16 protein-coding genes and 1 pseudogene are annotated in these 24018 nt (G+C 64.0%); 5 read left to right on the top strand and 12 right to left on the bottom strand.

Annotated elements, in window-relative coordinates:
- Positions 1 to 49 precede the first annotated feature (49 nt).
- The 3 genes from QX071_RS13540 to QX071_RS13530 are packed head-to-tail and all read left to right on the top strand — an operon-like array spanning position 50 to position 3231.
- Positions 50 to 1330, top strand: coding sequence for an FGGY-family carbohydrate kinase (locus tag QX071_RS13540; RefSeq protein ID WP_315703215.1), 1281 nt, complete (start codon positions 50 to 52; stop codon positions 1328 to 1330).
- Positions 1327 to 2193 carry a TIGR01459 family HAD-type hydrolase gene (locus tag QX071_RS13535; RefSeq protein WP_315703214.1) on the top strand — a complete coding sequence of 289 codons (867 nt, stop codon included), beginning with the start codon at positions 1327 to 1329 and terminating at the stop codon, positions 2191 to 2193. The genes QX071_RS13540 and QX071_RS13535 overlap by 4 nt, the downstream gene beginning before the upstream one ends.
- 9 nt (positions 2194 to 2202) lie before the next feature.
- Positions 2203 to 3231, top strand: a complete 1029-nt coding sequence (locus QX071_RS13530; RefSeq protein ID WP_315703213.1) for a class II aldolase/adducin family protein — start codon at positions 2203 to 2205, stop codon at positions 3229 to 3231.
- A 123-nt stretch (positions 3232 to 3354) separates the two neighbouring features.
- Here QX071_RS13530 and QX071_RS13525 read toward each other — a convergent pair whose 3' ends face one another.
- The 3 genes from QX071_RS13525 to QX071_RS13515 all read right to left on the bottom strand — a co-directional run bounded on the left by QX071_RS13525 (position 3355) and on the right by QX071_RS13515 (position 6966).
- Positions 3355 to 4416 (bottom strand): ABC transporter permease, encoded by a 1062-nt coding sequence (locus QX071_RS13525; protein WP_315703212.1) that lies wholly within the window; start codon positions 4414 to 4416, stop codon positions 3355 to 3357.
- On the bottom strand, positions 4413 to 5939 hold the full coding sequence (locus QX071_RS13520; protein WP_315703211.1) for a sugar ABC transporter ATP-binding protein: 1527 nt from the start codon (positions 5937 to 5939) through the stop codon (positions 4413 to 4415). The genes QX071_RS13525 and QX071_RS13520 overlap by 4 nt, the downstream gene beginning before the upstream one ends.
- Positions 5940 to 6003: 64 nt before the next feature.
- The gene (locus QX071_RS13515) at positions 6004 to 6966 is read right to left on the bottom strand and encodes a sugar-binding protein (RefSeq protein ID WP_315703210.1); all 963 of its coding nucleotides are present in this window, start codon (positions 6964 to 6966) and stop codon (positions 6004 to 6006) included.
- A gap of 244 nt (positions 6967 to 7210) precedes the next feature.
- On the opposite strand from QX071_RS13515, the gene QX071_RS13510 reads away from it, so the two are divergent.
- Both QX071_RS13510 and QX071_RS13505 read left to right on the top strand, forming a co-directional pair.
- On the top strand, positions 7211 to 8482 hold the full coding sequence (locus QX071_RS13510) for an ROK family protein (protein WP_315703209.1): 1272 nt from the start codon (positions 7211 to 7213) through the stop codon (positions 8480 to 8482).
- Positions 8483 to 8560: 78 nt separating this feature from the next.
- The gene (locus QX071_RS13505) at positions 8561 to 9319 is read left to right on the top strand and encodes an SDR family oxidoreductase (RefSeq protein WP_315703208.1); all 759 of its coding nucleotides are present in this window, start codon (positions 8561 to 8563) and stop codon (positions 9317 to 9319) included.
- A 55-nt stretch (positions 9320 to 9374) separates the two neighbouring features.
- Here the strand turns inward: QX071_RS13505 and QX071_RS13500 are convergent, their stop codons facing one another.
- From QX071_RS13500 to QX071_RS13460, 9 genes and pseudogenes are all read right to left on the bottom strand, one after another.
- Complete coding sequence (locus QX071_RS13500) at positions 9375 to 10118, bottom strand: ABC transporter ATP-binding protein (RefSeq protein ID WP_315703207.1); 744 nt, start codon at positions 10116 to 10118, stop codon at positions 9375 to 9377.
- Positions 10115 to 10999, bottom strand: coding sequence for an ABC transporter ATP-binding protein (locus QX071_RS13495; protein ID WP_315703206.1), 885 nt, complete (start codon positions 10997 to 10999; stop codon positions 10115 to 10117). Before QX071_RS13495 ends, QX071_RS13500 begins: the two co-directional genes overlap by 4 nt.
- The gene (locus QX071_RS13490; RefSeq protein ID WP_315703205.1) at positions 10999 to 12822 is read right to left on the bottom strand and encodes an ABC transporter permease; all 1824 of its coding nucleotides are present in this window, start codon (positions 12820 to 12822) and stop codon (positions 10999 to 11001) included. Before QX071_RS13490 ends, QX071_RS13495 begins: the two co-directional genes overlap by 1 nt.
- A gap of 52 nt (positions 12823 to 12874) precedes the next feature.
- Positions 12875 to 14032, bottom strand: coding sequence for an ABC transporter substrate-binding protein (locus QX071_RS13485; RefSeq protein WP_315703204.1), 1158 nt, complete (start codon positions 14030 to 14032; stop codon positions 12875 to 12877).
- 65 nt (positions 14033 to 14097) lie between these two features.
- Positions 14098 to 15135 carry a putative FMN-dependent luciferase-like monooxygenase gene (locus QX071_RS13480; protein ID WP_315704250.1) on the bottom strand — a complete coding sequence of 346 codons (1038 nt, stop codon included), beginning with the start codon at positions 15133 to 15135 and terminating at the stop codon, positions 14098 to 14100.
- 176 nt (positions 15136 to 15311) lie between these two features.
- Positions 15312 to 16073: a MetQ/NlpA family ABC transporter substrate-binding protein gene (locus QX071_RS13475; RefSeq protein WP_315704249.1), complete on the bottom strand. Its 762-nt coding sequence runs from the start codon at positions 16071 to 16073 to the stop codon at positions 15312 to 15314.
- A gap of 260 nt (positions 16074 to 16333) precedes the next feature.
- Positions 16334 to 17590 (bottom strand): 5-aminolevulinate synthase, encoded by a 1257-nt coding sequence (hemA, locus tag QX071_RS13470; protein ID WP_409977706.1) that lies wholly within the window; start codon positions 17588 to 17590, stop codon positions 16334 to 16336.
- 28 nt (positions 17591 to 17618) lie between these two features.
- Positions 17619 to 20870 carry a tetratricopeptide repeat protein gene (locus QX071_RS13465; RefSeq protein ID WP_315703203.1) on the bottom strand — a complete coding sequence of 1084 codons (3252 nt, stop codon included), beginning with the start codon at positions 20868 to 20870 and terminating at the stop codon, positions 17619 to 17621.
- Positions 20871 to 20872: 2 nt separating this feature from the next.
- Positions 20873 to 24018 (bottom strand): annotated as a pseudogene (locus QX071_RS13460) (hypothetical protein); the annotation flags it as partial.

Here is a 24018-nt window from a genome sequence, read left to right as displayed (position 1 = left end):
GACGTTATCCGCGCCTCGCTTCGGAGGCGGCTGCCAGATGGTGAGTCCAATGACGGGTCTGTTTCTCGGCATCGACGTCGGCACGGGTGGCGTCCGCGCCTGCGCGATCGACGCGCGCGGCGAAATCCAGGGGATCGAATCGGCGAACCTCCCTCCGCCGCACCAGGACGGCAACGCGATCGATCAGGACCCGGAACTCTGGTGGCAGGCGACGACCTCGGCGATTTCAGGACTCGGCCGCACAGTTGACCTCAAGCGTGTCGAACGGATCGCGGTCGATGGCACCTCCGGCACTCTCCTGCTGATCGACACGACCGGCCGGCCTTGTACGCCGGGGCTCATGTACAATGACGCGCGCGCGATCAACCAAGCCGCCCGCATCGCAGCGATCGCGCCAGCGGAAAGCGGAGCACATGGCGCAAGCAGCGCGCTCGCGAAGTTGCTTTTCCTGCTGGATCGCGCGCCGGCCAAGGAGGCACGCATTGCCGTGCATCAAGCAGACTGGATTGCTGGACGCATTGCCGGCCGTCACGGCATCAGCGACGAAAACAACGCGCTGAAGCTGGGTTACGACCCGGTCGCGCGCGCCTGGCCGGCGTGGCTCGACCAGCTCGGCGTCAGCCGCGGCTTTTTGCCTCAAGTGCTGGTGCCCGGCACGTCCTTTGCTGCGATCGATCCGGAGGTTGCATCCGCGCTTGGTATAGCGCGTTCAGCCCACGTCGCGGCCGGCACCACCGACGGCGTTGCAGCCTTCATTGCGACGCGCGCTGATGCTCCGGGGGACGCCGTGACGTCGCTCGGAACGACACTGGTCGTCAAACTGCTTGCAACGCAACCGATCTTTGCCGCGGACCAGGGCGTCTATTCGCACCGGCTCGGCGATCGCTGGCTCGCCGGTGGGGCTTCCAATTCAGGCGGCGGGGCTTTGTTGGCGCATTTCACCGCGCAACAGATGGATCGGTTGACTCCGCTGCTCACCCCCGATGTGCCGACAGGCCTCGACTACTATCCCCTTCCCAAACCGGGCGAACGTTTCCCGATCGCCGATCCTGCTCTCGCGCCGCGGATCGCGCCGCGCCCGTCCGAGGATCATCGCTTCTTCCAGGCTCTTCTCGAAGGCATCGCATCGGTCGAAGCGCTCGCTTACCGACGGCTGGCGCAACTCGGAGCGCCACCGCTCCGCCGCGTGATCAGCATCGGCGGTGGCGCCAAGAACGCCGTCTGGACGGAGATCCGGCGCCGGATCCTTGGTGTGCCCGTGAGCGTCGCCGAGCAGACCGAGGCATGTTATGGCGCCGCGCTTCTCGCGTTGCGAGGTGGTCCGCCATGACGCGCGAAACCCTCGCAATCGCGGGGCTCTCAGCGATCGCAGACCGGTTCGACCATGTCCTGCTCGATCAATGGGGCACGCTGCACGAAGGCGGCAGGATCTTTCCGGCTGCGCGGGATTGCATGGCCAAGCTCAGGGAAGCCGGCAAGCACGTCCTGGTGCTCTCGAATTCGGGCAAGCGCGCACGCAGCAATGCCGAACGGCTTGCCCGGCTCGGTCTGCCGCCGTCGGCCTATGACGGCATTCTTACCTCGGGAGAAGTGACCTGGCAGGGCCTGCGAAATCGGACGCACAAGCCGTTCACCGAGTTTGGCCATTCCTGTTTCCTCATCACCCGAGGGAGCGACCGGTCCATTGTCGACGGGCTTAATCTAGCGATCGTCGCGGATGTGAGAGAAGCCGATTTCGTCCTGCTTGCTGGCGTCGACGATAAGCGCGCGGAGCCCGACCGCTGGCGCGAATGCTTCAGCTTGGCCATCGCGCGCGGGCTTCCGATGCTCTGCGCCAATCCCGACCTCAAGATGTTCGGCGAGGCCGGGCTGGTCCCCGCGCCCGGCGCGCTGGCGCGCGTCTATGAGCAGCTCGGCGGCGCCGTGAGGTTCGTCGGCAAGCCGCATGCCCCGATCTTTGAGGCGGCGCTGGAGCGCCTCGGCCACCCCGATCCAAGGTGCGTGCTGATGGTTGGCGATTCCCTTGACCATGATGTCGCCGGAGGGCGCGCCGCCGGAATGCTGACATTGCTCCTGAGTTCGGGCGTGCACCGGGATTTCCTCGCCACACGCGATATCGATGAGCCGATACGAAAGCTGGCCGGCTCGCGCGACCGCATGCCGAATTGGATCATGGGCGCTCTGACCTGGTGAGGGACGTTGATGCAAGACGCTGCAGACCTCCACGAGCTTCGCCTGATGTCGGCCCGGGTCGGCCGCGATATTCGCCTGGTGCAGGGTGCAGGCGGCAACTCCTCGATCAAGCATGGCGATATGCTATGGGTCAAAGCCTCGGGCACCTGGCTTGCCGATGCCGAGCACAAGGACATCTTCGTGCCGGTCTTGCTCAAACAGGCGCAGGCGGCGCTGGCACGCGGCGATGAGCGCATCCCCCTCGCCGATCATGGCCAAACCGCGCTGCGCGCTTCGATCGAGACGTCTCTCCACGCGCTTCTGCCACATCCGGTGGTGCTGCACGTGCATTCCGTCAACACCATCGCATGGGCGGTCCGAACCGATGCGCCCGAGGAATTTGCCAGGCGACTGGATGGGCTGGCTTGGCGTCACCTCGACTACTATCACCCCGGACTGCCGCTGGCCCGCGCCGTCGGCGCGGTCATCGCACAGGACACAATCGACGTCCTGATCCTCGGCAATCACGGCCTTGTCGTCGGTGCACCGAGCTGCGGTGCTGCAGAAGCGCTTGTTCACGAGGTCGAAGAGCGCCTTGCACTCGTGCCCCGTGCTGCGCCGGCAGCGGACGAGAAAGCGCTTCACGAACTATGTCGAGGGACGGACTATCGCTTGCCGACAGATCCGCTTTGCCATGCCATCGCCACCGATCGCTTCAGTCGTGCCGTTGCAACGAGCGGCTCGCTTTATCCCGATCACGTCGTCTTTCTGGGGCCTGGCCTGCCGATGCTGGGCCAAGGCGAGGACCTTCTCGCGATGGGGGCGCGCGCCAGCGCAAACGGACTGCCGCCGCCCGTGGCTGTTCTCGTACCAGATAAGGGTGCCGTCATTCGCACCGATGCCAGTCCCGGCGCCGAAGCCATGCTGAGCTGCCTTGCGCTGGTCACCGCGCGCCTGCCGCTAAGCGCCGAAGTCGCTTATCTCACCGCCGAGAATGAACAAGCTCTTCTGAATTGGGACGCCGAGCGCTACCGCCAGCAGCTGACCGCTCGTCGCTGACAAGAACCGGCGCACCTGTGGGACGAGGCATTAATAGGGCCTTCCGGCGGGCCGCAGACCGCATGTTCCATCTTTCTTGTGCTTGACCAAGGCAACTCCCGCCGCGTCAGCACGTGAGAGCCATTATGCCTGATCACCTGTTCTCGTCGGCAACGCAGCCGCGCCGCCAGGTGATGCGCTCTGCATCCCCTGCACAAGCGTCGATCTCGGTGTCGTGCGGGCCGGCCCGGCCAGCGCCATCTGGCGGCGCCGGCGCGCCTGCAATTGCTGGTCCGCCAGCACGCCGAGCAAGATCACCGTCCCCATCACGGCGAAGTTGAGGGAATTGGGGATGCCCAGGATATTCACGAGGTTCTGCAGCACCTGCAGCAGCGCCGTTCCCAGCACGATGCCCAGAATGGAGCCTTCACCGCCGCGCAGGCTGCACCCACCCAGAACGGCAGCTGCGATGGCGTAGAGTTCGTAGAAATTGCCGAACGAGCTCGGAGACACCGAGTTCGTATAGAACACGAACAGCACGGTTGAGACGCCCGCGAGCCCGCCGCTGATGATATAGGCCGTCGCGATCACGAGGTCCGTGTTGATACCGGAGAAGCGCGCCGCTTCCTCGTTCTTGCCCACCGCATAGAGCCAGCGCCCGTAGACCGAGCGGTGCAGCAGCACGCCCAGGATCAGCGCAAGGATGATCAGGAAGATGAAGGTGTTCGGAATGCCGGCGATACTACCGGACGCGATGTCGCTCAATGTCTTGGCTTCATCACCGTAGCCGAACCCCCGCGTCGAATCGCTGGTATAGTAGCGGGCGGCGCCGCGATAGATCAGCAACCCGCACAGCGTGACGATGAAGGGCTGCATTTTCAGCCGCGTGATCAGGAAACCCTGGATCGCGCCGAGAGCCAGCCCGCCCGCCAGGACAAGCAGCAGCGCGAGCGGCCAATAGATCTCATAAGTCGTGAGAAGGTCGATGAAGACCACGCCAAGCAGCGCGAACATCGAGCCAAGCGAGAGATCGATGCCTCCCGTGATGATCACGAGCCCCTCGCCCAGCGCGAACACACCGAACAGGCCGATCAGATTGGCCATGTTCAGCAAGTTCACCAGCGACAGAAAGGCCGGATTGATGGCGCCCGTGATCGCGGAAATCACGACCAGGAGCAGGAGCAGGCCGAGTTCCTTCTTCATCATGGCGCAGCGGCTTCCACGGTTTCCAGCGCTTGGCCGATCGCCAGCCGCAGCACGTTGTATTCGCTGAGCTGCTCGCGCGGCAGCACGCCGCTGACACAGCCCTCATGCATGACCGCCACCCGATCGGAGACGCCGATCACCTCCTCCATATCCGAGGAGATCATCACGATCGCGACGCCCTGATCGGCGAGATGGCGCATCAGCAGGTAGATCTCGCTCTTGGCACCGACATCGATGCCACGGGTCGGTTCGTCGAAGAACATTACCCGTGGCTGCATCGAAAGCCACTTGCCCAGCACCACTTTCTGCTGGTTACCGCCGGAGAGCGTCACGGCCTCCATATCGGCGCTCGGCGCCTTGATGGACAGACGTCTCATCTGTTCCTTGGCGACCTTGCGTTCGGCTGTGCCGCTCACCAGCCACATCCGCGCATAGTTCAAAAGGTTCGCGAGCGTCACGTTCTCCCGGATCGGCAGATCCAGCACGAGCCCGGATTTCTTGCGGTCCTCCGGGACCAGATAGATCCCTTGCCTGATCGCATCGCGCGGGGAAGCGACACCGACCGGCTCGTTGTCGATCCTGATCTCCCCGCCAAGCAGCGGGTCGATGCCGAAGGCCGCGCGGGCCAGCGAGGTGCGGCCCGCACCTACCAGCCCTGCCAGGCCGAGGATCTCGCCACGGCGCACGGAAAGATTGATCTGCCGGTCGGGAAACGCTGATGTGACGAGGCCGACGATATCGCAGCCGCCCGGCTGCGGCGGCCGTCCCGGCGGCGTATATAGCGCCTTCAGGTCGCGACCGATCATCAGCCGGATCATCGCGGCATGGCTGAGTTCGTGCCGCGCCAGTTCGCCGACCGTGCGCCCGTCGCGCAGCACCACGACGCGGTCCGCGCAAGTCGTGATCTCGCCAAGCCGGTGGGAGATATAGATCACCGAAATGCCATGCCCCTTCAGGTCGGCAATCACCTCCAGCAACCGTTCGGTCTCGGAGATCGTCAGGCTGGAGGTCGGCTCGTCCATGATGATGACGCGGGCGTCGATCGAGAGCGCCTTGGCGATCTCCACCATCTGGCGCTGCGCGATCGACAGGTTGTCGACCGGCGTATCCGGCATGAAATCGGCACCCAACCGCTCCAGCAGCGGCGTCACCCGGGCACGCATCTTCGTGTTGTCCACCAGCTTCAGCGGACCGCCGATCAGCGTCTCGCGCCCGATGAATACGTTGGCCGCGACATCGAGATTCTCGAACAGGTTCAGTTCCTGGTGGACGAAGGCGATGCCGGCCCGCGTCGCCTCGCTCACCGTCATGCGCGCATGATCGTTGCCGCCGATGCGGATCACGCCCGCGCTCGGCGCGATCACGCCCGCCAGCACGCGCATCAAGGTCGATTTGCCGGCGCCGTTCTCGCCGATCAGTCCCAGCACCTCGCCGCGCTCGACGCGCAGGTTGACATCGTCGAGGGCCCTGACACCGGGATAGGTCTTGCTGATCCCGGCAAGTTCCAGCAACGTCTCCGCCATTCGGCGTTTCCTCCCGCACAACGCCCGGCGGCGGTGGCCGCCAGGCGGTAAAGCACCGCTGATGTTACTTCTTCAGCAGCTCTTTCATCGATGCGGTGAACTGCGCGACGTTGGTCTTGTCGATCACCTTGGTCGGCACGATCAGCTTGCTGTCCTTCGGGATCCAGGACTTGTCGCCATTCAGCGTCTTGATGATGTTGGTGGCGGAGAGATAGCCGAACTCGTAGGGTTGCTGCACGACGGTGGATTCGATGGTGCCGTCCGAGATGCCCCGCAGCGTGCGCTGGTCCTCGTCGAAGCCGACGATCTTCACCTTGCCGGCTTTGCCGGCCGCCTTCACCGCGTCATAGATCAGCGGCGTCTCGTAGCTCCACAGACCCGACAACAGCGCAATGTCGGGATATTTGACGAGCACGTTCTCCATATTCGCCTTGGCCTTGGCGAAATCCACCTGGTCGGTGAACACGTCGACCAGTTCGACCTTAGTGCCGGCGATCGCGTCCTTGATCCCCTGCACCCGCTCGCGAGCATTGTCAGCGTCCATCGTTCCGACAAACAGCGCGATCTTGCCGCCGTTCGGCAGCGCCTTCTTGATCTCCTCGCCGGCCTGCCGCCCGGCCGCGACATTGTCGGTGCCGATATAGGCAAGACGATTGCTCTGCGGCGCGTCGCTGTCGGTCGTGATCAACACGGTCTTGGCGGCGACCTTGTTGAGTTCTTCCGTTGCATGTGGGGCATCGTCGACGGAGATGGAGATGCCGGCGACGCCGCGCACCAGCAAGTCATCCAGTTCCCGCCGCTGGCCCGCCGCGGTCCCTTCGTTGGTGACGATCAACTCGATATTGTAATCCGGGTGTTCTTTCTGCGCCTTCTCAAGCCCGCGACCGGCGATGGTCCAGAAATCGGCCGCGACGTTGGTCACCAGCGCGATGGTCTTTTTCTGCTGAGCCTGCGCCGTCCCGATGGCCGTCACGAGCACAGCTGCGCTCGCCAGCAGTGGCACGATCAGCTTCATTGAGCCCTTCATGTGCACCTCTCCCTTATGTCACCCCCGTTATGAGGGGATTCATGCGCGGCGCTTCTTGCGCCTTATTTTATTTACGCTTCGAATAAATTATGGAGAAGAATACCTCAGGTCAAGGATGTTCTTGCTCCTTCGCTCCCGCAAAAATAGTGCACGAGGTACAATCAGGCAGACTTTCGCTGCGTCACTTCTTCACGGCCGCACCGCACACGTTGATTAACTTCACCTATCGAATTAAAACACTGGCATGGATGACGAACCCGAACCGACGAGACGTGCTGCGAGTGTGACCCGCGGATCAAATCGCGGCCGCCTCGTCGAGGTCTTGCGGCGCCAAGGGCCGTTGCCGCGCGTGGAGCTCGCGCGGAGTACGGGGCTGAGCTTCCCGGCCATTTCGGCGATCACGTCGAAACTGATGTCGGAAGAACTGCTGTGCGAGGCCGAGACCGAAGCCGGGGCAGCGACATCGTGGCCCGACGATACCGATGAAGAGGATGCTGACGGGCTGAATGGCCGTCGCCGTGGCCGGCCGGCGGTGCTGCTGACCATGAATCCGGAGTTCGGCCGCATCATTGCGGTTTCGCTGCGCATGAACCTGATCGAGACGCTGATCGCAGACTTCAGTGGCTCCGGTCTGGCGCAATCGCGACTGACGCTGGCGACGCGCGCTCTCGATGCAGCTGCGTTGTGCGATCTCGTAATCACGCAGATCGACGCGATGCTTGACGCGACCGCGACGCCGCGCCACCGGCTGCTCGGAATCGGAATTGCGCTGCAAGGCATCGTCAATGCCGACGCCGGGCGGCATCTGTGGAGTCCCGCGTTGTCGGTCACCGATGTCGATCTGGCGAAGCCGCTGCGTCAGGCGTTCGGGGTCGAGGTCGTGATGGCGAACGACGCGGTCGCAGTCGCGCTGGCGCTGGCAGCCGCCGAACCGGCACTGGCAGAGGGCCTGTCGGCCACGATCATGGTCGGCCACGGCGTCGGGATGGGCGTCGTCGTCGACGGCGAAGCGCGCTGGGGCGCCGGCAGCGAGATCGGCCACATCAAATTGGCGCCGAACGGTCCGCAGTGCCGCTGCGGCCAGCGCGGCTGCGTCGAGGCCTACCTCGCCGACTATGCGCTCTATCGCGATGCCCGCACCTTTCTCGACCTGCCGCCTGCGGCATCGCAGCAGCCGTCGGAGGCGCAGATGGACTTGCTTCGCCAGCGAGCACTGGGCGGCGATCCCCGCTTCGAGCAGTTGTTCCAGCAGGCAGGCCACGCGCTTGCGGAGGCCGTTGCCGCAACGATTTCAGTGCTGCGCCCCAACCATGTCATCCTGGCCGGCCCCGGCCTGCAGGGATTTGACATGATGCGCCACGCTTATGAGGAGCGGCTCGCGCAGGCGGTGTTGCCGTGGCTGCTCAAGTCCACGGCGATCTATGTGCGTCCCTGCGAGTCGGCGGCGATCGTCGATGGCATGGTGCGGCGGACCTTGCGTGTGGTGGACCGGACCCACATGGAAAGCAGCGAGTGAACACCGGAAGCTGCGGCCCTTGTTCGAGCTGCAGCCGTGCAACCGACGCCCTTCAGGCGCCACATCGAGAGGACGCCAATGCTGGGCGCTATCTATCCAAGTCTCAAGGACCGGACCGTACTGGTGACCGGCGGCGGTTCCGGCATCGGCGAGGCCATCGTTCGGCAATTCGTCGGCCAAGGCTCGCGGGTCGGCTTCATCGACATCGATGTGAAAGCCTCAAATCAGCTGCTGGCCGACCTGCCAGCCGATGCCAAGGTGCATTTCGAGCCCGCCGACCTGCGCGATATCGCCGCCCTGCGGCGCGCGGTCGCCGGCGTCCGCGAGGCGCTGGGGCCGATCACCATCCTGGTCAACAACGCGGCTCGCGACGACCGTCACACCATCGAGGAGGTCACGCCCGAATATTGGGACGAGCGGATCGCAGTGAATCTCAAACACCAGTTCTTTGCCGCCCAGGCGATCGCGCCGGACATGACCCAGGCAGGCGGCGGCTCGATCGTCAACATCGGCTCGGTGAGCTGGGTGATCGGCCAAGGCAACATGCCCTGCTACACCACCGCCAAATCAGCGATTCAAGGCCTGACCCGTGCGCTCGCCCGCGACCTTGGGCCGAACAACGTGCGCGTCAATTCCATCCTGCCCGGATGGATCATGACCCAGCGGCAGCAGGATCTCTGGTTAACGCCTGAGGGTGAGGCCGAAATCATGCAGCGCCAATGCCTCAAGCGCAAGCTCGTGCCGGATGACATCGCCCGCGTCGTCCTCTTCTTTGCTGCGGACGACAGCGGCGCCTGCACCAACCAGAACTACATCGTCGACGGCGGCTGGGTTTGACCCACCTGGCCGACCGGGGTGGCAGGTGCGCTCGCCCGCAGGCCGCCGCTCCCTCTCATTCAGAGGTGGCACCGCCGAGATAAGCGTCGCGCACGCGCGGGTCTTGCCTGAGCTCGCGCGCCGGACCGGACAGGACGATCCTGCCGGTTTGCAGAACATAGGCCTCATGGGCGATTTCGAGAGCAAGGCTTGCGTTCTGCTCGACCATGAAGATCGAGACGCCCTCCTGGTTGATCGTCCGGATCAGCTCCAGCACACGATCGACATAGAGCGGTGACAGCCCCATGGTGGGCTCGTCCATGACGATCAATCGGGGGCGGCTCATCAGCGCACGGGCCATGGCGACCATCTGCTGCTCGCCACCGGACAGCGAGCCGGCCCGTTGCGACAGCCGCTCTCCGAGCTTTGGAAATAGCGTCAGCATGCGATCCAGGTCACGCCCGACCTCCGCACCGTCCGTGCGCACGAATGCGCCCATCAGGATGTTCTCGCGAACACTCATGTCCGCGAACAGCCGGCGCGCCTCCGGCACGGACGCGATACCGCGGCGCACGATCTGCGGCGTCGTCAAACCGAGCATCGAGGTTCCGTCGAACTCAAACTCGCCCGAGCGCGGCCGCACCAGGCCGAGAATGATCTTCATCGTGGTCGACTTCCCGCTGGCATTGCCGCCAAGCAGGCACACGATATGACTGCGCGGCACCTCGATCGAGAGGTCGAAATGCACCTGCGCCTGGCCATAGAAGGTATTGATCGCAGACAGTCGCAGCAGCGGATCGGAGCAGGATGGTGGGTTCATGCCACCGTCTCTTCGTCGTCCGCGGGTTGCGACAGGCCATGACCGAGATATGCCTCGATCACCTTGGGATCGTTACGCACCTCCTCGCCGGTCCCCTCGGCGATCTTCTTGCCCTCGTCCATGACGACGACACGGTCGGACAGGCGCATCACCATGTCGAGCTTGTGCTCGATCAGAAGGATCGTCAGACCCTCCGCCTTCAGTTCGGCGATCAGCTCCTGCATCTCGCTGGTCTCGGTCGGGTTCATCCCCGCGGTCGGCTCGTCGAGCAGCAGCAGCCGCGGCCGGAGCGCGAGCGCACGTGCGATCTCGACCCGCCGGCGATTGGCGTAGGACAGGCTGTAAGCTGGCTGGTCGATCCGTGGCAGGAGACGCTCGCCGAACCGGGCAAGAATCCCCCTCACCTCCTCGCGCAGCCGCTCCTCCTCAAGCTTCACGCTGCCCGGCCGCAGCAGCGCCAAGCCGAGCTCGAGCAACGGCGCGGCCAGGATCGCCGGCGGCCTGACGGCGCGGAGCCGCGTATGGGCACCGATCAGGACATTGTCCATCACGCTGAGATTGCCGAAGACGCGCCCCAGTTGGAATGTGCGCGCCATGCCGCCGGCGGCCAGCCTCTCGGGCGACAGACCTGTGATGTCCCGGCCATCGAAAAACACCTGACCTGTGCCGGGCGCATCCAGCCCGGTGACGAGATTGAACAAGGTCGTCTTGCCGGCACCGTTCGGGCCGATGATGCTCACGAGTTCGCCCTCGGCGAGATCGAGGTCGATGCCGTCCACCGCCGTGAGTCCGCCAAAGCGCCGGGTCAGCCCGCGCAAGGAAAGCAGGGTTGACGGGCCACCGCCGGTCGCGTTCGTCTGCGCTGCGCTGGGTGCGGCCATCAGATCGTCCCCAGCAGGCCCTGCGGCCTGAATCGCACCAGCAGCAACAGGACGATGCCGTAGATCAGGATGCGGTACTCGGCTGCGACGCGGAACACTTCGGGCAGACCAACCAGCGCTACCGATCCGACGATAGCGCCCACCACGTTGCCCAATCCTCCCAGGATCACGATGGTGAGCGCCAGGATGGATTGCTGCGTGTTGAAGGTCTCGTGATTGATATAGGAGTACAGGTGGGCAGCGATGCCTCCGCTCACGCCGGCAGCGAATCCGCCATAAATGAATGCCAGCGATTTGTAACGGTTCAATCCCAGGCCGTAGCTGCGCGCGGCCACGTCGTCGTCGCGGATAGCACGGAAGCTGCGACCGAGATGCGACGCAAGCAGCCTCGTCTGCAGCAACGCCAGCAGAACCATGACGGCGAAGCTGAACCAGTAGACTGCAGCAGGGCTGACCAGTTCGTAGCCAAACAGCGACAGCGGCGGAATGCCTGAAATGCCGATCGGTCCGCGGGTGACCGATTCCCAGTTCAGGATGACCAAGGATACGATCTCGCCGATCGCCAATGTTGCAATCGAGACGTAGTGACCGCGCAATCGGAAAGATGGCGAGATAAGAGCCGTGCCGAGCCCAGCGCTCATCAGTCCGCCGCAGATGATCGCAATTCCGACCGGCACGGAAAGCTCGAGCGAAAGCAGCGCCGACGTGTAGGCACCGATTGCAAGCAGCGCGGCATGGCCCAGGGAAACCTGCCCCACCGTGCCGGCGACAAGCGTCAGGCTGAGCGCCAGCATGGCGAACAGCCAGGCATTGGTGAGAACCTGAAGCACGTAGGACGAGAGTGGCAGCAGCGGCAGCGATGCGAACACCACGACCGCGATCGCCAAGCTCCAGCGCGGAATCCGGAGCGGACGGCTGGGTGCAACGAAAGTGCCGGTCAGCGGCTCCGGAGGGGTTTGCTTGGAGCTCGCGAACAGGCCGTTCGGCCGCAGCACGAGGACCAGGACCAGCAGTAGAAACGCGAAGAGATTGCGATAACTGGTGCCGAACAGCGCGACACCGTAGCTTTCGACCAGCCCGAGCAGGAGACCGCCGACGACCGCGCCGGGCACATTGCCCGCCCCGCCGGCCACCTCCGCGACGACGCCCTTGAGCGTTGCCTGAAGGCTCATCGCTGTATCGATCTGGTTGTAATACATGCCGACCAGCATGCCGGAGAGCCCGCCAAGCGCGGCAGCTATCCCGAACACGGTCTGATTGACCCGGTTGACGTCAACCCCCATCTGCATGGCAGCCTCGCGGTCCTGCGCTGTGGCTCGCACGGCCCAGCCGAGTTTGCTGTAGCGTAGGAAAACGAAGAGCAGAGCAGCGCTGGTGATGCCAATGCCGGCGATCAAGATGTCGAGCGGACCGATCGTTCCGTTGCCGATCTGGTAACGGATATCCGGCAGCTGGCTCGGCAGCGCTCGCGGATTGGGCGAGAAGGTGAGCATGACGAGCTGATCGAGCACGAAGCTGATGCCGATCGTAGCCAGGAGCGGCGCGATACGGGCCGAATTTTGCAGCGGGCGCAGTCCGAAGCGCTCGATGATCAATCCGACCAGCGCGGAGGCTGCCACGACCAGAAAGATGGTGAGGAGCAGCGGCGTGCGCAGCCCGACCACCGCGACCCAGCCGATATAGGCGCCGACAAGGTAGATCGAGCCTTGCGCGAAATTGATCAGGCGGCTGACGCCGAAGATCAGGGCAAGCCCGACCGCGATGAGTGCGTAGACGTTGCCGACGATCAGCCCATTGATCGTGTAGTCGAGCCAGGAAGACACGCGTGATTCCTAATCAAAAGCGCCGGCGCCTATTGAAGCCGGCCAGTGAACATCAGCTCGGCTTGCCATCCCACAGCGTGAATTGACCTTTCTTGACGACGAGTTCTGCATTCATGGCGCCTTTGACGCGGCGGGTCTGGATATCGAAGGTCGCCGGTCCGAAGATGACCGTGGAGACGTCGTGGACCTTGGCGAAGGCATCGCGAATGGCGCGGCGATCGGTCCCGCCAATTCTCAGCACGGCCGCCGCCACATTCATCGCATCGTAGGAATAGGCGTTGAACGCATCGGGTTCCTGGCCGTTGTATTTTGCCTTGAAGCCCGAGATGAACTTGCGCACCTCCGGCCGCGGATCTTCGGGAAAATACCTGGTGCCAAGATGAACATTCTCGACCGCCTCTCCACCGAGTTCCAAAAATTTCGGCGAGTAAACCGAACTCGCAGCGCAGATCGTCTGCTTCAGGCCGAGCTGTCGCGCTTGACGTGCGATCAGCGCGCCATCCGAATAATACGAGATCAGGATGAGGCCATCCGGATTGGCGTCGCGAACGCGCACCAGCGTCGACCGGAAATCGCGCTCGTCGGGAATATAGCCTTCCGTGATGGCCACCTCAGCGCCAAGCTCCTTGGCGGCGCTGGCGAAATAGTCGCGGCTGGTACGCCCCCAATCGGTGTTCAGGTGCAGAATGGCGAGCTTCTTGAGCCCAAGCTTGCTCACCGCGTAACGCGCCAGCAGCGGCTGCTCGTCAGCCTGACTCACCGAGGTGCTCCACATGAAGTCGCCACCCTTGGTGAAATCCGGATGAGAGTTCGTGAAGCCGAACTGGACCAGGCCTCCGCGCTGGTAGATCGGCGAGGCCGCCATCGATGCCGGACTGGAGAAATCGCCGAGCTCCATCACGATACTCGGGTCCGACACAAACTTCTGCGCGATGGCGACGGACTGGCGCGGATCGCTCTGGCTGTCCTCGAACCGGTAAGCGAGCTTGCGCCCGTTGATGCCGCCGGCCGCGTGGATCTCATCCAGTGCGAGGTCGAAACCCTGCTTCCATTGCGCACCATATTGCGCATTCGGCCCGGTTAGCGGTCCGCTCACCCCGAGCATGATCGGTTCGGATGACTGCCCCAGGGCATTGCGGGCTCCGGTCGCGGCCACCACGGCCACCGCCAGCGATCCCTTGACCACGGTACGACGGTTCATCTTGCTCATGTGCGACTCCATTCATTCTTCATTCGGCTCTGGATCGATGGTCCCGTTCGCGGGTCTCGTGCCCATCAGTTCGCCACTGGCGCTTCGGCTTCAGCCTCTCTCGTCCAACCCAAGGCCGGCGCCACCACGCTCGCCATCAGATCGATGGATCGCAGAATGAACGGATGAGGCGGGTCGATGGAATGCGCCTGAAACACCAGATCGGTCACCCGCTGCAGGGTACTGTCGGCACGAAGTGAATCGATCACGTCGTCGGCCGTGCCGACATGGACATCGAACGCGGTGATCATCTCGCTCAGCGTGTCTCCGGGCGGGGCGTGGCCACCGGCGATGAAGTGCTCCCGGGCGCGCCGCAGGCCGATATCGGCCAAGCGCAACGCCTCCTTGCGATCGTCCGCCACAAAGACGCTGCGCGAGGCCATGATCCTTGGCTGGCACCCCCGCGGCAGGGCCTCGAGATAGGCGTCGATGATCGGGTCCTGAATCTCGGCCAGCGAGGCACGTGGCGCGTCCTTGGATCGGGGCTGCGTCCTCGACAACAACAAGCCGTCACCCGCCCTGCCTGCTCTCGCGCCACCACTCACCGAAAACGTCGCCTGCCAGATCCGATCGCAAAGCTGCGGTCCTGGCGGATAGATCATGTCGCCGCCCGGGAGCGTCGTCCCGCCGAGTGCCTTGCGGACAATGTCGAGATTGCGGGCAAAGATCTCCGCGCGCTGCGCACTGTCGAGCCCGAACGAGGCAAAGGCGGACGGATTTCCGCCGGTCCCGACGCCAAGCTCGAGCCGCCCGCCGGAGAGCAAGTCAAGAACGGCCGCATCCTCCGCCACGCGCACCGGATGCTCCAGGGGGAGCGTGACGATGCCCGTCCCCAAGCGGATGCGTGAGGTTCGCGCGGCGACGAATCCTAGAAAGGCGAACGGAGACGGAAGCCCACCCTCGCCTTCATGGAAATGGTGTTGCGCAATCCACGCTGAATCGAGACCTGCCTTTTCCGCGTGCAGTATCTGCTCGGTTGCCAGTCGGTAGCGCTCAGCCGGTGCCGCATCATCGAGCAGACGCGTGAAGAATCCCAATCTCTTAAGTTTTGCAAAACGGTTCATGAAGACCTTTAGCTTGAAACCCACCGGTCGGGCTTGTCCGGCTTCGCCACCGTCCGGCAAGTTTGCGCGCAGATCATCGTCCCGTCAAATCGACGCACGCAAGCACGAGGCACGCAGCCTCTGCCGACTTCAAACTGTGCTTGCAGGGATAGCGTCAGGCAACCGGCTCGATCGGATCACCAACTCGGCAGTACCGCGCCCTTGAACTTCGTCAGAACGAATTCCTTGACCTCTGGCGCGTGGTAGCTGTCCACGAGAATCCTGACCCAGGGCTTGTCCTTGTCGGCGGCGCGGACGGCGATCAGATTGACGTAGGGGCCCTTGGGGTCCTCCCGCAGGATCGGGTCCTTCACCGGATCAAGTCCTGCCTGGGTCGCGTAGTTGGTGTTGATCGCAGCAGCGTCCACGTCGTCCAACGCGCGCGGCGATTGCGCTGCGTCCACTTCGATGAACTTCAGCTTCTTTGGATTGTCGGAAATGTCTAGGACTGTCGGCTTGAAGCCGACGCCATCCTTCAGCTTGATCGCGCCCTTGTCGCGCAGCAGCAGCAACACCCGCCCGCCATTCGTCGGATCGTTGGGGATCGAAATCTTGCCGCCCTCCGGCACGTCCGCCCAGGTCTTGTACTTCTTGGAATAGACCCCGATCGGGAAATTGACGGTCAACCCGACCGACTCGATCTTGTAGCCGCGATCGGCCTTCTGGTTGTCGAGATAGGGCTGGTTCTGAAACGAGTTGGCCTGGATGTCGCCCGCATCAAGCGCTGCATTCGGCACGACATAATCCGAGAACTCGACCAGCTGGATATCGAGCCCACTCTTCGCGGCGATCGGCTTTACGGCTTCCAGGATCTGCGCATGGGGCCCCGGGGTCACGCCGACCTTGATGGTCTCGGCTGAAGCGCCCACCGACCAGGCCACGAGCAAGGTTGGGAGCATGAAAACGGAACGAAACGACACCTCAGCCTCTCCTGGAATTCAGAACTATGGCATGGTCATCTCCCGCGCCGCCCATGAAATCAATGAAATGGAAATCCAAATTTGTGCTTGTGGCGGGGCGCCGGTTCTATGCCGGCGCCCCAAAAGGAAATGGATCTACGCCCCCCGGATGGCGCCGCGCTGCCAGCAGCGCAAGGAGCGATTTCGTCAGATTCCTCGGCGCAACGCCGATCGACGTCGCGCGGGAATCGGGTCGACGACTAAAGGCCTCGATCCTCGTACCTTCGTAGCTGAAGACGCGCCCAGACATCGACCAGCGCCTCGGCGAGCGCATCGATCAGGCCGTCATCATGATAGGGCGACGGGGTGATGCGCAGCCGCTCCTGCCCGCGCGGCACGGTCGGATAGTTGATCGGCTGGATGTAGATGCCGTGCTCCGACAGCAAGAGGTCGGAGGCCAGCTTGCACTTTTCGGGATTGCCGACATGAACCGGGACGATGTGGGTGTCGCTCGGCATCACCGGCAGGCCCGCCGCATGCAGCACGGCCTTGAGCCGCGCTGCGCGATCCTGATGCCGCTGCCGTTCCCATTGCGAGGTCTTCAGGTGACGGATCGCGGCGGTCGCGGCCGCGCAGACCGGCGGCGGCAGCGCGGTGGTGAAGATGAAGCCCGGCGCATAGGAGCGCACCGCGTCGATCAGGTTCGCGTTGGCTGCGATATAGCCGCCGAGACAGCCATAGGCCTTGGCCAGCGTGCCCTCCAGGATGTCGATCCGGTCCATGGCACCGTCGCGCTCGGCGATGCCGCCGCCGCGCGGGCCGTACATGCCGACTGCATGCACCTCGTCGACATAGGTCAGCGCGCCATAACGCTCGGCGAGGTCGCAGATCCGGTGCAATGGCGCGACGTCGCCGTCCATCGAATACAGGCTTTCGCAGATGATCAGCTTGGGCCGATCCGGATCGGCGGCGCGCAAGAGCTGCTCCAGATGCGCCGTGTCGTTGTGCCGCCAGATCTGCTTCTCGGTGCCGGCCTTGCGGACGCCTTCGATCATGGAATTGTGGTTCAGCGAATCCGACAGCAGCAGGCAGTTCGGCAGCAGCTTGGCGATGGTGGAGATGCCGGTCTCGTTGGAGACATAGCCTGAGGTGAAGACCAGCGCGGCCTGCTTGCCGTGGAGATCGGCGAGCTCCCGCTCGAGCTCGATCAGCGGATGGTTGGTGCCGGCGATGTTGCGGGTGCCGCCGGCGCCGGTCCCCATCCGCGTCGCCGCATCGACCATGGCGCCGATGACCTTGGGATGCTGGCCCATGCCGAGATAATCGTTCGAGCACCAGATCACGACGTCGCGCTCGCCCTCCGGCGCATGCCAGATCGCATGGGGGAAACGACCGGCCAGGCGCTCGAGATCGGCAAACACCCGGTAGCGGCGCTCCTGATGCAGCTGACCAAGGGCGCGATCAAAATAGGCGTCGTAATCAATACCGAGGCCGATCGCCCTTGCTTGATAGTTCATGACATAGACCTCCAGATCTGGACCAATATTAGTTGAATTTATAGGACCCCTGCACAAACACGCCGTAGCGCTCGGTCGTGTATCTCAGGAGCTGATTGAACGAGTCCACGGAATCCGTGCTGAGATGCCACCAGCGCCCGCCGATGCCGAGGCGAAAGCTGTCAGTCAGTTGATAGTTCAGCACCGTCTCGACTTGAAAGCCGCTGCCGCTGCCGGAGGCGGGATCGCGTCCAAAGGTGAAGTAGTGCGTATCGACCGCGTTCTGGCGGGTCCACGCATAGGCGACCTCGGCCTGCCAGCTCAACCGGTCCCACAGCCGCGTATCCACCGTAATGCCGGCGCGTCCCGTGTGCCAATGATCCTGCTCGGTCACGACTTTGACCGATGGCCCAAGCGCAGGCGCGCAGATCACCGGATTGGCGCCGACCTGGGTGCAGCCTCGCGCATCGACAGTCTCCGTCCAATAGTGATAGCCGACGAAGGCGCCGAGCCGAAATCGCTCCATCTCCAGGAGATTGAAGCCGACGTCGAGATTTGCGTACTGCAGCTGGCCGCTGGCGCTGCTCAAAGTCTTGGATGACGGATTGACGAAGGGCGCGAAGTCCTCGTCGACCAGGCTGCCTGAGCTGATCTTGCCTGCACCAACGTAGCCCTTCAGAAACATGTTCGTGAACGGACCATCGAGTGCGTCCACCCTGAAGAACATCTCGCCGGTGTGCCCGGTCAGCCCGCTGTAGGCCAGGCGCGATACCTGCGCGGTCCCGGTCTGATCGGCAAAATAGCGGTATCGGTTCTGCCCCGAACTGTACCAGTAGCGCAATCCGGCCTCGAGCGCATAGGACGCGAACGGCGATGACGACGACTTGACCGGCAAACCCGCCCCAGGGCTCTGGCCGGCGGCCATCGCCGCCGGGCGAGCCCATGCGCAGCTGACCATCGAAGCCTGACATTTGGTGACGCCATCCGCGCCGAAGTCACGCCTCAACGTCACGGTCGCGAACAGGTCCTTGGTCGTCGATTTGATATTGGCAAGCGTGCTGTCGACGTATCTGTAGCCGATCTCCGCCTCCGTACTGATCTCATTGGACCAGAGATAGGTCGCAAGGAACGATGGAAGGAACGTGTATTCCTTCAGGTCGGTCCGGGTCCCCGTCCTGTAGCCCAGCCGCACCCTTGGACTGACTGAGAGATTGGGTGTGATCGGATAGCGCGAATTGAGATCGAGCACATAGATCTTGGAATCCGCCAGGCTCGCATAGCGCACCGCCCCCATGAACAGGTCTCCGGGCGTGAAGATGTTGTTTCCGGTCAACTGTGCGGAGAGGTAATATTCCAGCCCGCTTGCCGGCGTGCCATCGACGCCGCCCGAGGGCAGCGTTCCCGTCAGATTCGTGACCGTCGCATCGGTGCTGACCTGCCACGTATCGTTCAACGGCTTGGAGTAGCTGATCATCGCCGACTCGAAGGTGGGCGTGCGGTCGATCGCAAACTGCTTGATCTCCGCCGCGGTGTTGAACTTCATCATGTCGTAAAGCGTCAGGAACGGCTGGCCCTGAAGTGCATTCCACGTCGACAGATACGGCACCTTGCGGTAGTCCACCGAGGCATTGAACACCGACTTGTCCTCCAGGGTATAGGTCCCTGAGAAGATCGCCGCATTCAGCTGTCGAAAATAGGTATCGTAATCGATCGTGCCGAGGATCGATTTGTTGCTGTCGAAGTAGCGAAATTCAGCTCCGACTGCCTGGCGGTCGATGACGTTCCGATCATATTGGGTGATCAGGTAGACGCTCGTCTCCAGGCCGCCCAGGATCTTGCCAAAATCGATGCTGGCGCCGTAGAGAGACTTGTTGTCCTTGAACGGCGCGTCGAACCGGCTCCAATTTGGCGAACCTGCCAGCACGTTGAAGCGGAACGCGGGGCTCTGCTGCCAGCTCACCACCGCGCCGTCGAACCGGCCAATCACGCCGCCCGTGTTGCGGGACTGGCGGCCGACACGGAGCGTCACGTCGGCTTCCTTGAGGGTGTAGTCGACCTGTGCGGTCGAGACGCCGTATTTGTCGGTGCTGGTGTCGAACTGCCGTTCATGGGTGAAGGCCAGCTTGAATTTGGTTCTGACGCGGTCATTGTCGGCCGTCCCGAACACGTCGATGTTGGTGAGCAGCGTGTTCTGGTGCACGCGGTGCGCGTCCGCATCGGCATTCGGATTGGGAGCGGTCGACAGATCCTTCACCGCATTCGTACTGTCATTGGTGATGAAGGTCGTAGAGGCGCTGCCTGACACCGACCAACGGGTTTCGCCCGTGGGCGTCGCGGCCTTGACCGGAAGCGTATCGGGCGAGCCCGCCGGCATGTCGCGGGGCCGCTCGGGCGCGCTGCTCGTCGCAGTCAGAATGGCCGCAAGACGTTGCCGGACGCGCTCGCTGCCCTCCCCGCTCTGGTAGCGCCGAAGGTAGTCTTCGTATTCGGCCTGTGCCGCAGCGGTCTGCCCGGACTTCTGGAATGCGACGCCGAGCAACTCCTGGGCTTCGGCGCTCGCGCTGTTCTCCGGATATTTCAAGACCCGCCGCAGGATGGCGATCGCGCTGCTGAAATTGCCTTTCCGGACCGCAGCCCGCGCTTCGTCCATCGACCCCTCGATCAGTCTGATGTCGGCTTCCGTAAGGCTTTGCTGAGGTCCCTCTTTACGCACCGAGGTCGGAGCGGTGGCAGAGCCCTTCTGCTTGGGGTTGCGGACGTCCGGAGCACCTGGGGCAGGAGCAGTTGGGAACAGCGCCCCCACCTTGCAGGCCGAGACGGGCCCCTTCCGTGCGATCACCACCGCGATCGTTTCGAAGCTTCCGGATTGCACGACCTGATAGGCAACCGGGCCCGCAAACTGGGCGACCAGGACCGGGCCCTTGGCTTCATCCAGGGCGAGGTAGACATCCTGGATTCCCGACGACTGCGCCCTCTCGATCCTGATACCCTCGCGCCTGACCAGACGCCGCGCCAGAACCGCTTCGCGATCGACCAGCTGAAGGTTGATGCTCAGCTGGTCACCGCGATCCTGCGGAAAGTGTCCGGTATAGCGGACGCGGACATGGAAATTGATCCGCAGCAGGCTGCAATTGCCGATCGTCGTGACGTCGGCGGAGGACACGAACTGGTCGATGACCGGCTGGGCGTTTACGCGCCGGACGCTCGAGCCGAACAGGCAGGCGCCGGCAACAAACAGCACAAACGATAGCCGCACGGCGGCGCTCGCCGAACGGCCGGCGAGCGAGAGGAAGCTGCACATGCTCACCATCCGCCTCCGTTCACGCGATGCGCCTTCGGTCGCCGCGTCACGATCGTCGTCTGGGATTGATCGGCATAGAGGTGGCAGGCGCCGGTGCAATCCCGGAGCTCGGCAGCGGTGTAGTTCATCGGTACGGGCTTGAGATACTTTGCGTGCTGTTGCGGATGGAAGTCACCGGCGTGACAGGCGGCGCAGTCGGGCTTGTAGGCCGCGAACTTCCAGGGAACGACTTGTGAATTGCTGGCATGGCAGCCGACGCAGCTGATCGCAGCGCCATGGTTCGGGAAGCTGGCCGACATGTGCTGGTAGGTGACAGAGGTCCAGCTAACGCTTCGGTGACAGCTTTCGCAGGGTGCGTTGGTCACGAAATGCCGCGGGCTTTTTCCGCTTGCGGTCGTCCCGTTGTGACAGCTCGCGCACGGCGCGGACAAGGTCGCGTGATCCATTCGTGCGCCGCTGAACGAGACCGTCCCCTTGTGGCAAGTGTCGCAGGCTGCGTTGGTCACAATGTGCTTCTGCGGCTTGCCGGTCGCGGTCACCCCGTTGTGGCAGCTTGCGCATGGTGCGGTGGCTCCGGTGTGATTGAAACGAGCTCCGGCGAACGTTGCCGTGCTCTTGTGACAGGTATCGCAGGGCGCATTGGTCACGACGTGCTTCTGCGGCTTGCCGGTTGCGACCGCCCCGTTGTGACAGCTGGCGCATGGTGCGGTGACTCCGGTGTGATTGAAGCGCGCGCCGGCAAACGTGGCCGTGCTCTTGTGGCAGGTCTCGCAAGGCGCATTGGTCGCGACGTGCTTCTGCGGCTTGCCGGTTGCAGTCATACCGTTATGGCAGGAGCTACAAGCTCCCGTCGCACCGGCGTGATCGAAGCGCGCGCCGGCAAACGTGGCCGTGCTCTTGTGGCAGGTCTCGCACGGCGCGTTGGTCACGACGTGCTTCTGCGGCTTGCCCATCGCGATCGTGCCGTTGTGGCACGAGCTGCACGCCGCCGTCGTGCCGGTGTGGCTGAACCGCGCGCCGGCGAACGTTGTCGTGCTCTTATGGCAGGTCTCGCAGGGCGCATTGGTCACGACGTGCTTCTGCGGCTTGCCCATCGCGATCGTGCCGTTGTGGCAGGAACTGCACGCCCCCGTTGTACCGGCGTGATCGAAGCGCGCGCCTGCGAACGTTGCGGTGCTCTTGTGGCAGGTCTCGCAGGGCGCATTGGTCACGACGTGCTTCTGCGGCTTGCCCATCGCAATCGTGCCGTTGTGGCACGAGCTGCACGCCGCCGTCGTGCCGGTGTGGCTGAACCGCGCGCCGGCGAACGTGGCCGTGCTCTTGTGGCAAGTGTCGCAGGGCGCATTGGTCGCGATATGGTTCTGGGGCTTTCCGGTGGCGTCTCTTCCGTTGTGGCAGGAGGCGCATGGTCCCCTCGCCGTAAGATGATCGAACTTTCTCGCGCCAAGGCTCGGCGTCCCCAAACCAGTGAGGCCAGGCTTGAGTTGCTTGGTTGGATCCAGCGACGAGAGTCCGCCTGCGGAAGTCTCCGACTGGTCCGCTGCTGGCCGGCCGAACGCAGGCGACAGCCTTGTCCGCGGATCTGTCGAGGGGAGTTGTCCCAATCCCGGAGCAGCAGCCTGAGGATTGGCCGACTGCGGCGCCGTCGAGAAGGTCGGCAAGGCTCCGGCTTTCGGCGCCGCATCCGGCTTGGCCGCGCCACCCGCTCCGACGTTGTCGTTTGCCGGTGCCGATGCCATCGGATTCGCCGCATTCGCGACCGGCTTGTTGCTGAGCAGAATGCCCGCGTTCCCGCCTGGCGCCGCAGCCGTTGCGGCAGGCTTTGCCGCTGGCGTCGTCGCGGACGGCGCAGTCGCTGCTTGCGGCGCGTTCGCCGGAGCCGTGGTCATGGTCCGATTGGCAGTGGCCGCTGTCGCCGACTTGGCCGTCGGGTTCGCCGGGGTGAGCGACTTCGCCGTGGTCGAGCAGCCACCAGCCGATTCCCGCGGATCGTCATCCCAGGTCGAGAAGTTGGCCGCGGCGCCTTGATGACAGCAGCCGCAATCCTGCGCTTTGGCACTGTGGCCAGGTCCTTGCGCGCCCCTTCGCCCCTGGCTCCGATACGCCCCGTTGTGACAGCTGTCGCACCTGGTCGCATGAACAGCCGAATGGTTCATGGTGTAGGTGGCGAAGCTCGCCGCGGTGTTGCTGTGGCAGTTCGAGCACTGCACGCCCGTCACCGGGATGTGCGGCGGTGTCGTCATGCCCTTTGCCGTCGAGCCGTTGTGGCAGGACGAACAGTTGGTGTCGGCCGCGGTATGGGCGAACGCGGCGCCTGCCCAGCTGGTGTAGCCGCCGCTCGCTGCCTTGGTATGGCAGCTGACGCAGTCCCGGCCGCCGGTGGCGACGTGACCCGGATAGGACGCCGTCCCCATCGCGCCCTTGGTGCCCTGGCCGGTGTAGGAGCCGTTGTGGCAGCTGTCGCAGCGCGCCGTCGACACCGCCGCATGGTTCATCGTGTAGGTGGCGAAGCTCGCCGCGGTGTTCGTGTGGCAGTTCGAGCACTGCACGCCGGTCACCGGGATGTGCGGTGGCGTCGTCATGCCCATCGCGGTCTTGCCGTTGTGGCAGGTCGCGCAGTTGGTGTCGGTCGCCGCATGCTTGAAGCCGGCGCCGCCCCAGCTGCTGAACCCACCGCTCGCTGCCTTGGCGTGGCAGGTGATGCAGTCCTGGCCGCCGGTCGCAACGTGACCCGGATAGGATGCCGTGCCCATCGCGCCCTTGGTGCCCTGGCCGGTGTAGGAGCCGTTGTGGCAGCTGTCGCAGCGCGCCGTCGACACCGACGCATGGTTCATCGTGTAGGTGGCAAAGCTCGCCGCGGTGTTCGTATGGCAGTTCGAGCACTGCACGCCCGTCACCGGGATATGCGGCGGCGTCGTCATGCCCAGCGCGGTCTTGCCGTTGTGGCAGGTCGCGCAATTGGTGTCGGTGGCGGCGTGCTTGTAGCCGGCGCCGCCCCAGCTGGCGAAGCCGCCCGAGGCTGCCTTGGCGTGGCAGGTGATGCAGTCCTGGCCGCCGGTGGCAACGTGACCCGGATAGGACGCCGTGCCCATCGCGCCCTTGGTGCCCTGGCCGGTGTAGGAGCCGTTGTGGCAGCTGTCGCAGCGCG

This window comes from Bradyrhizobium sp. SZCCHNS1022 (assembly GCF_032484835.1).
In the GTDB taxonomy this organism is placed as follows: domain Bacteria; phylum Pseudomonadota; class Alphaproteobacteria; order Rhizobiales; family Xanthobacteraceae; genus Bradyrhizobium.
This window is presented reverse-complemented; position numbering and strand designations above follow the sequence as displayed.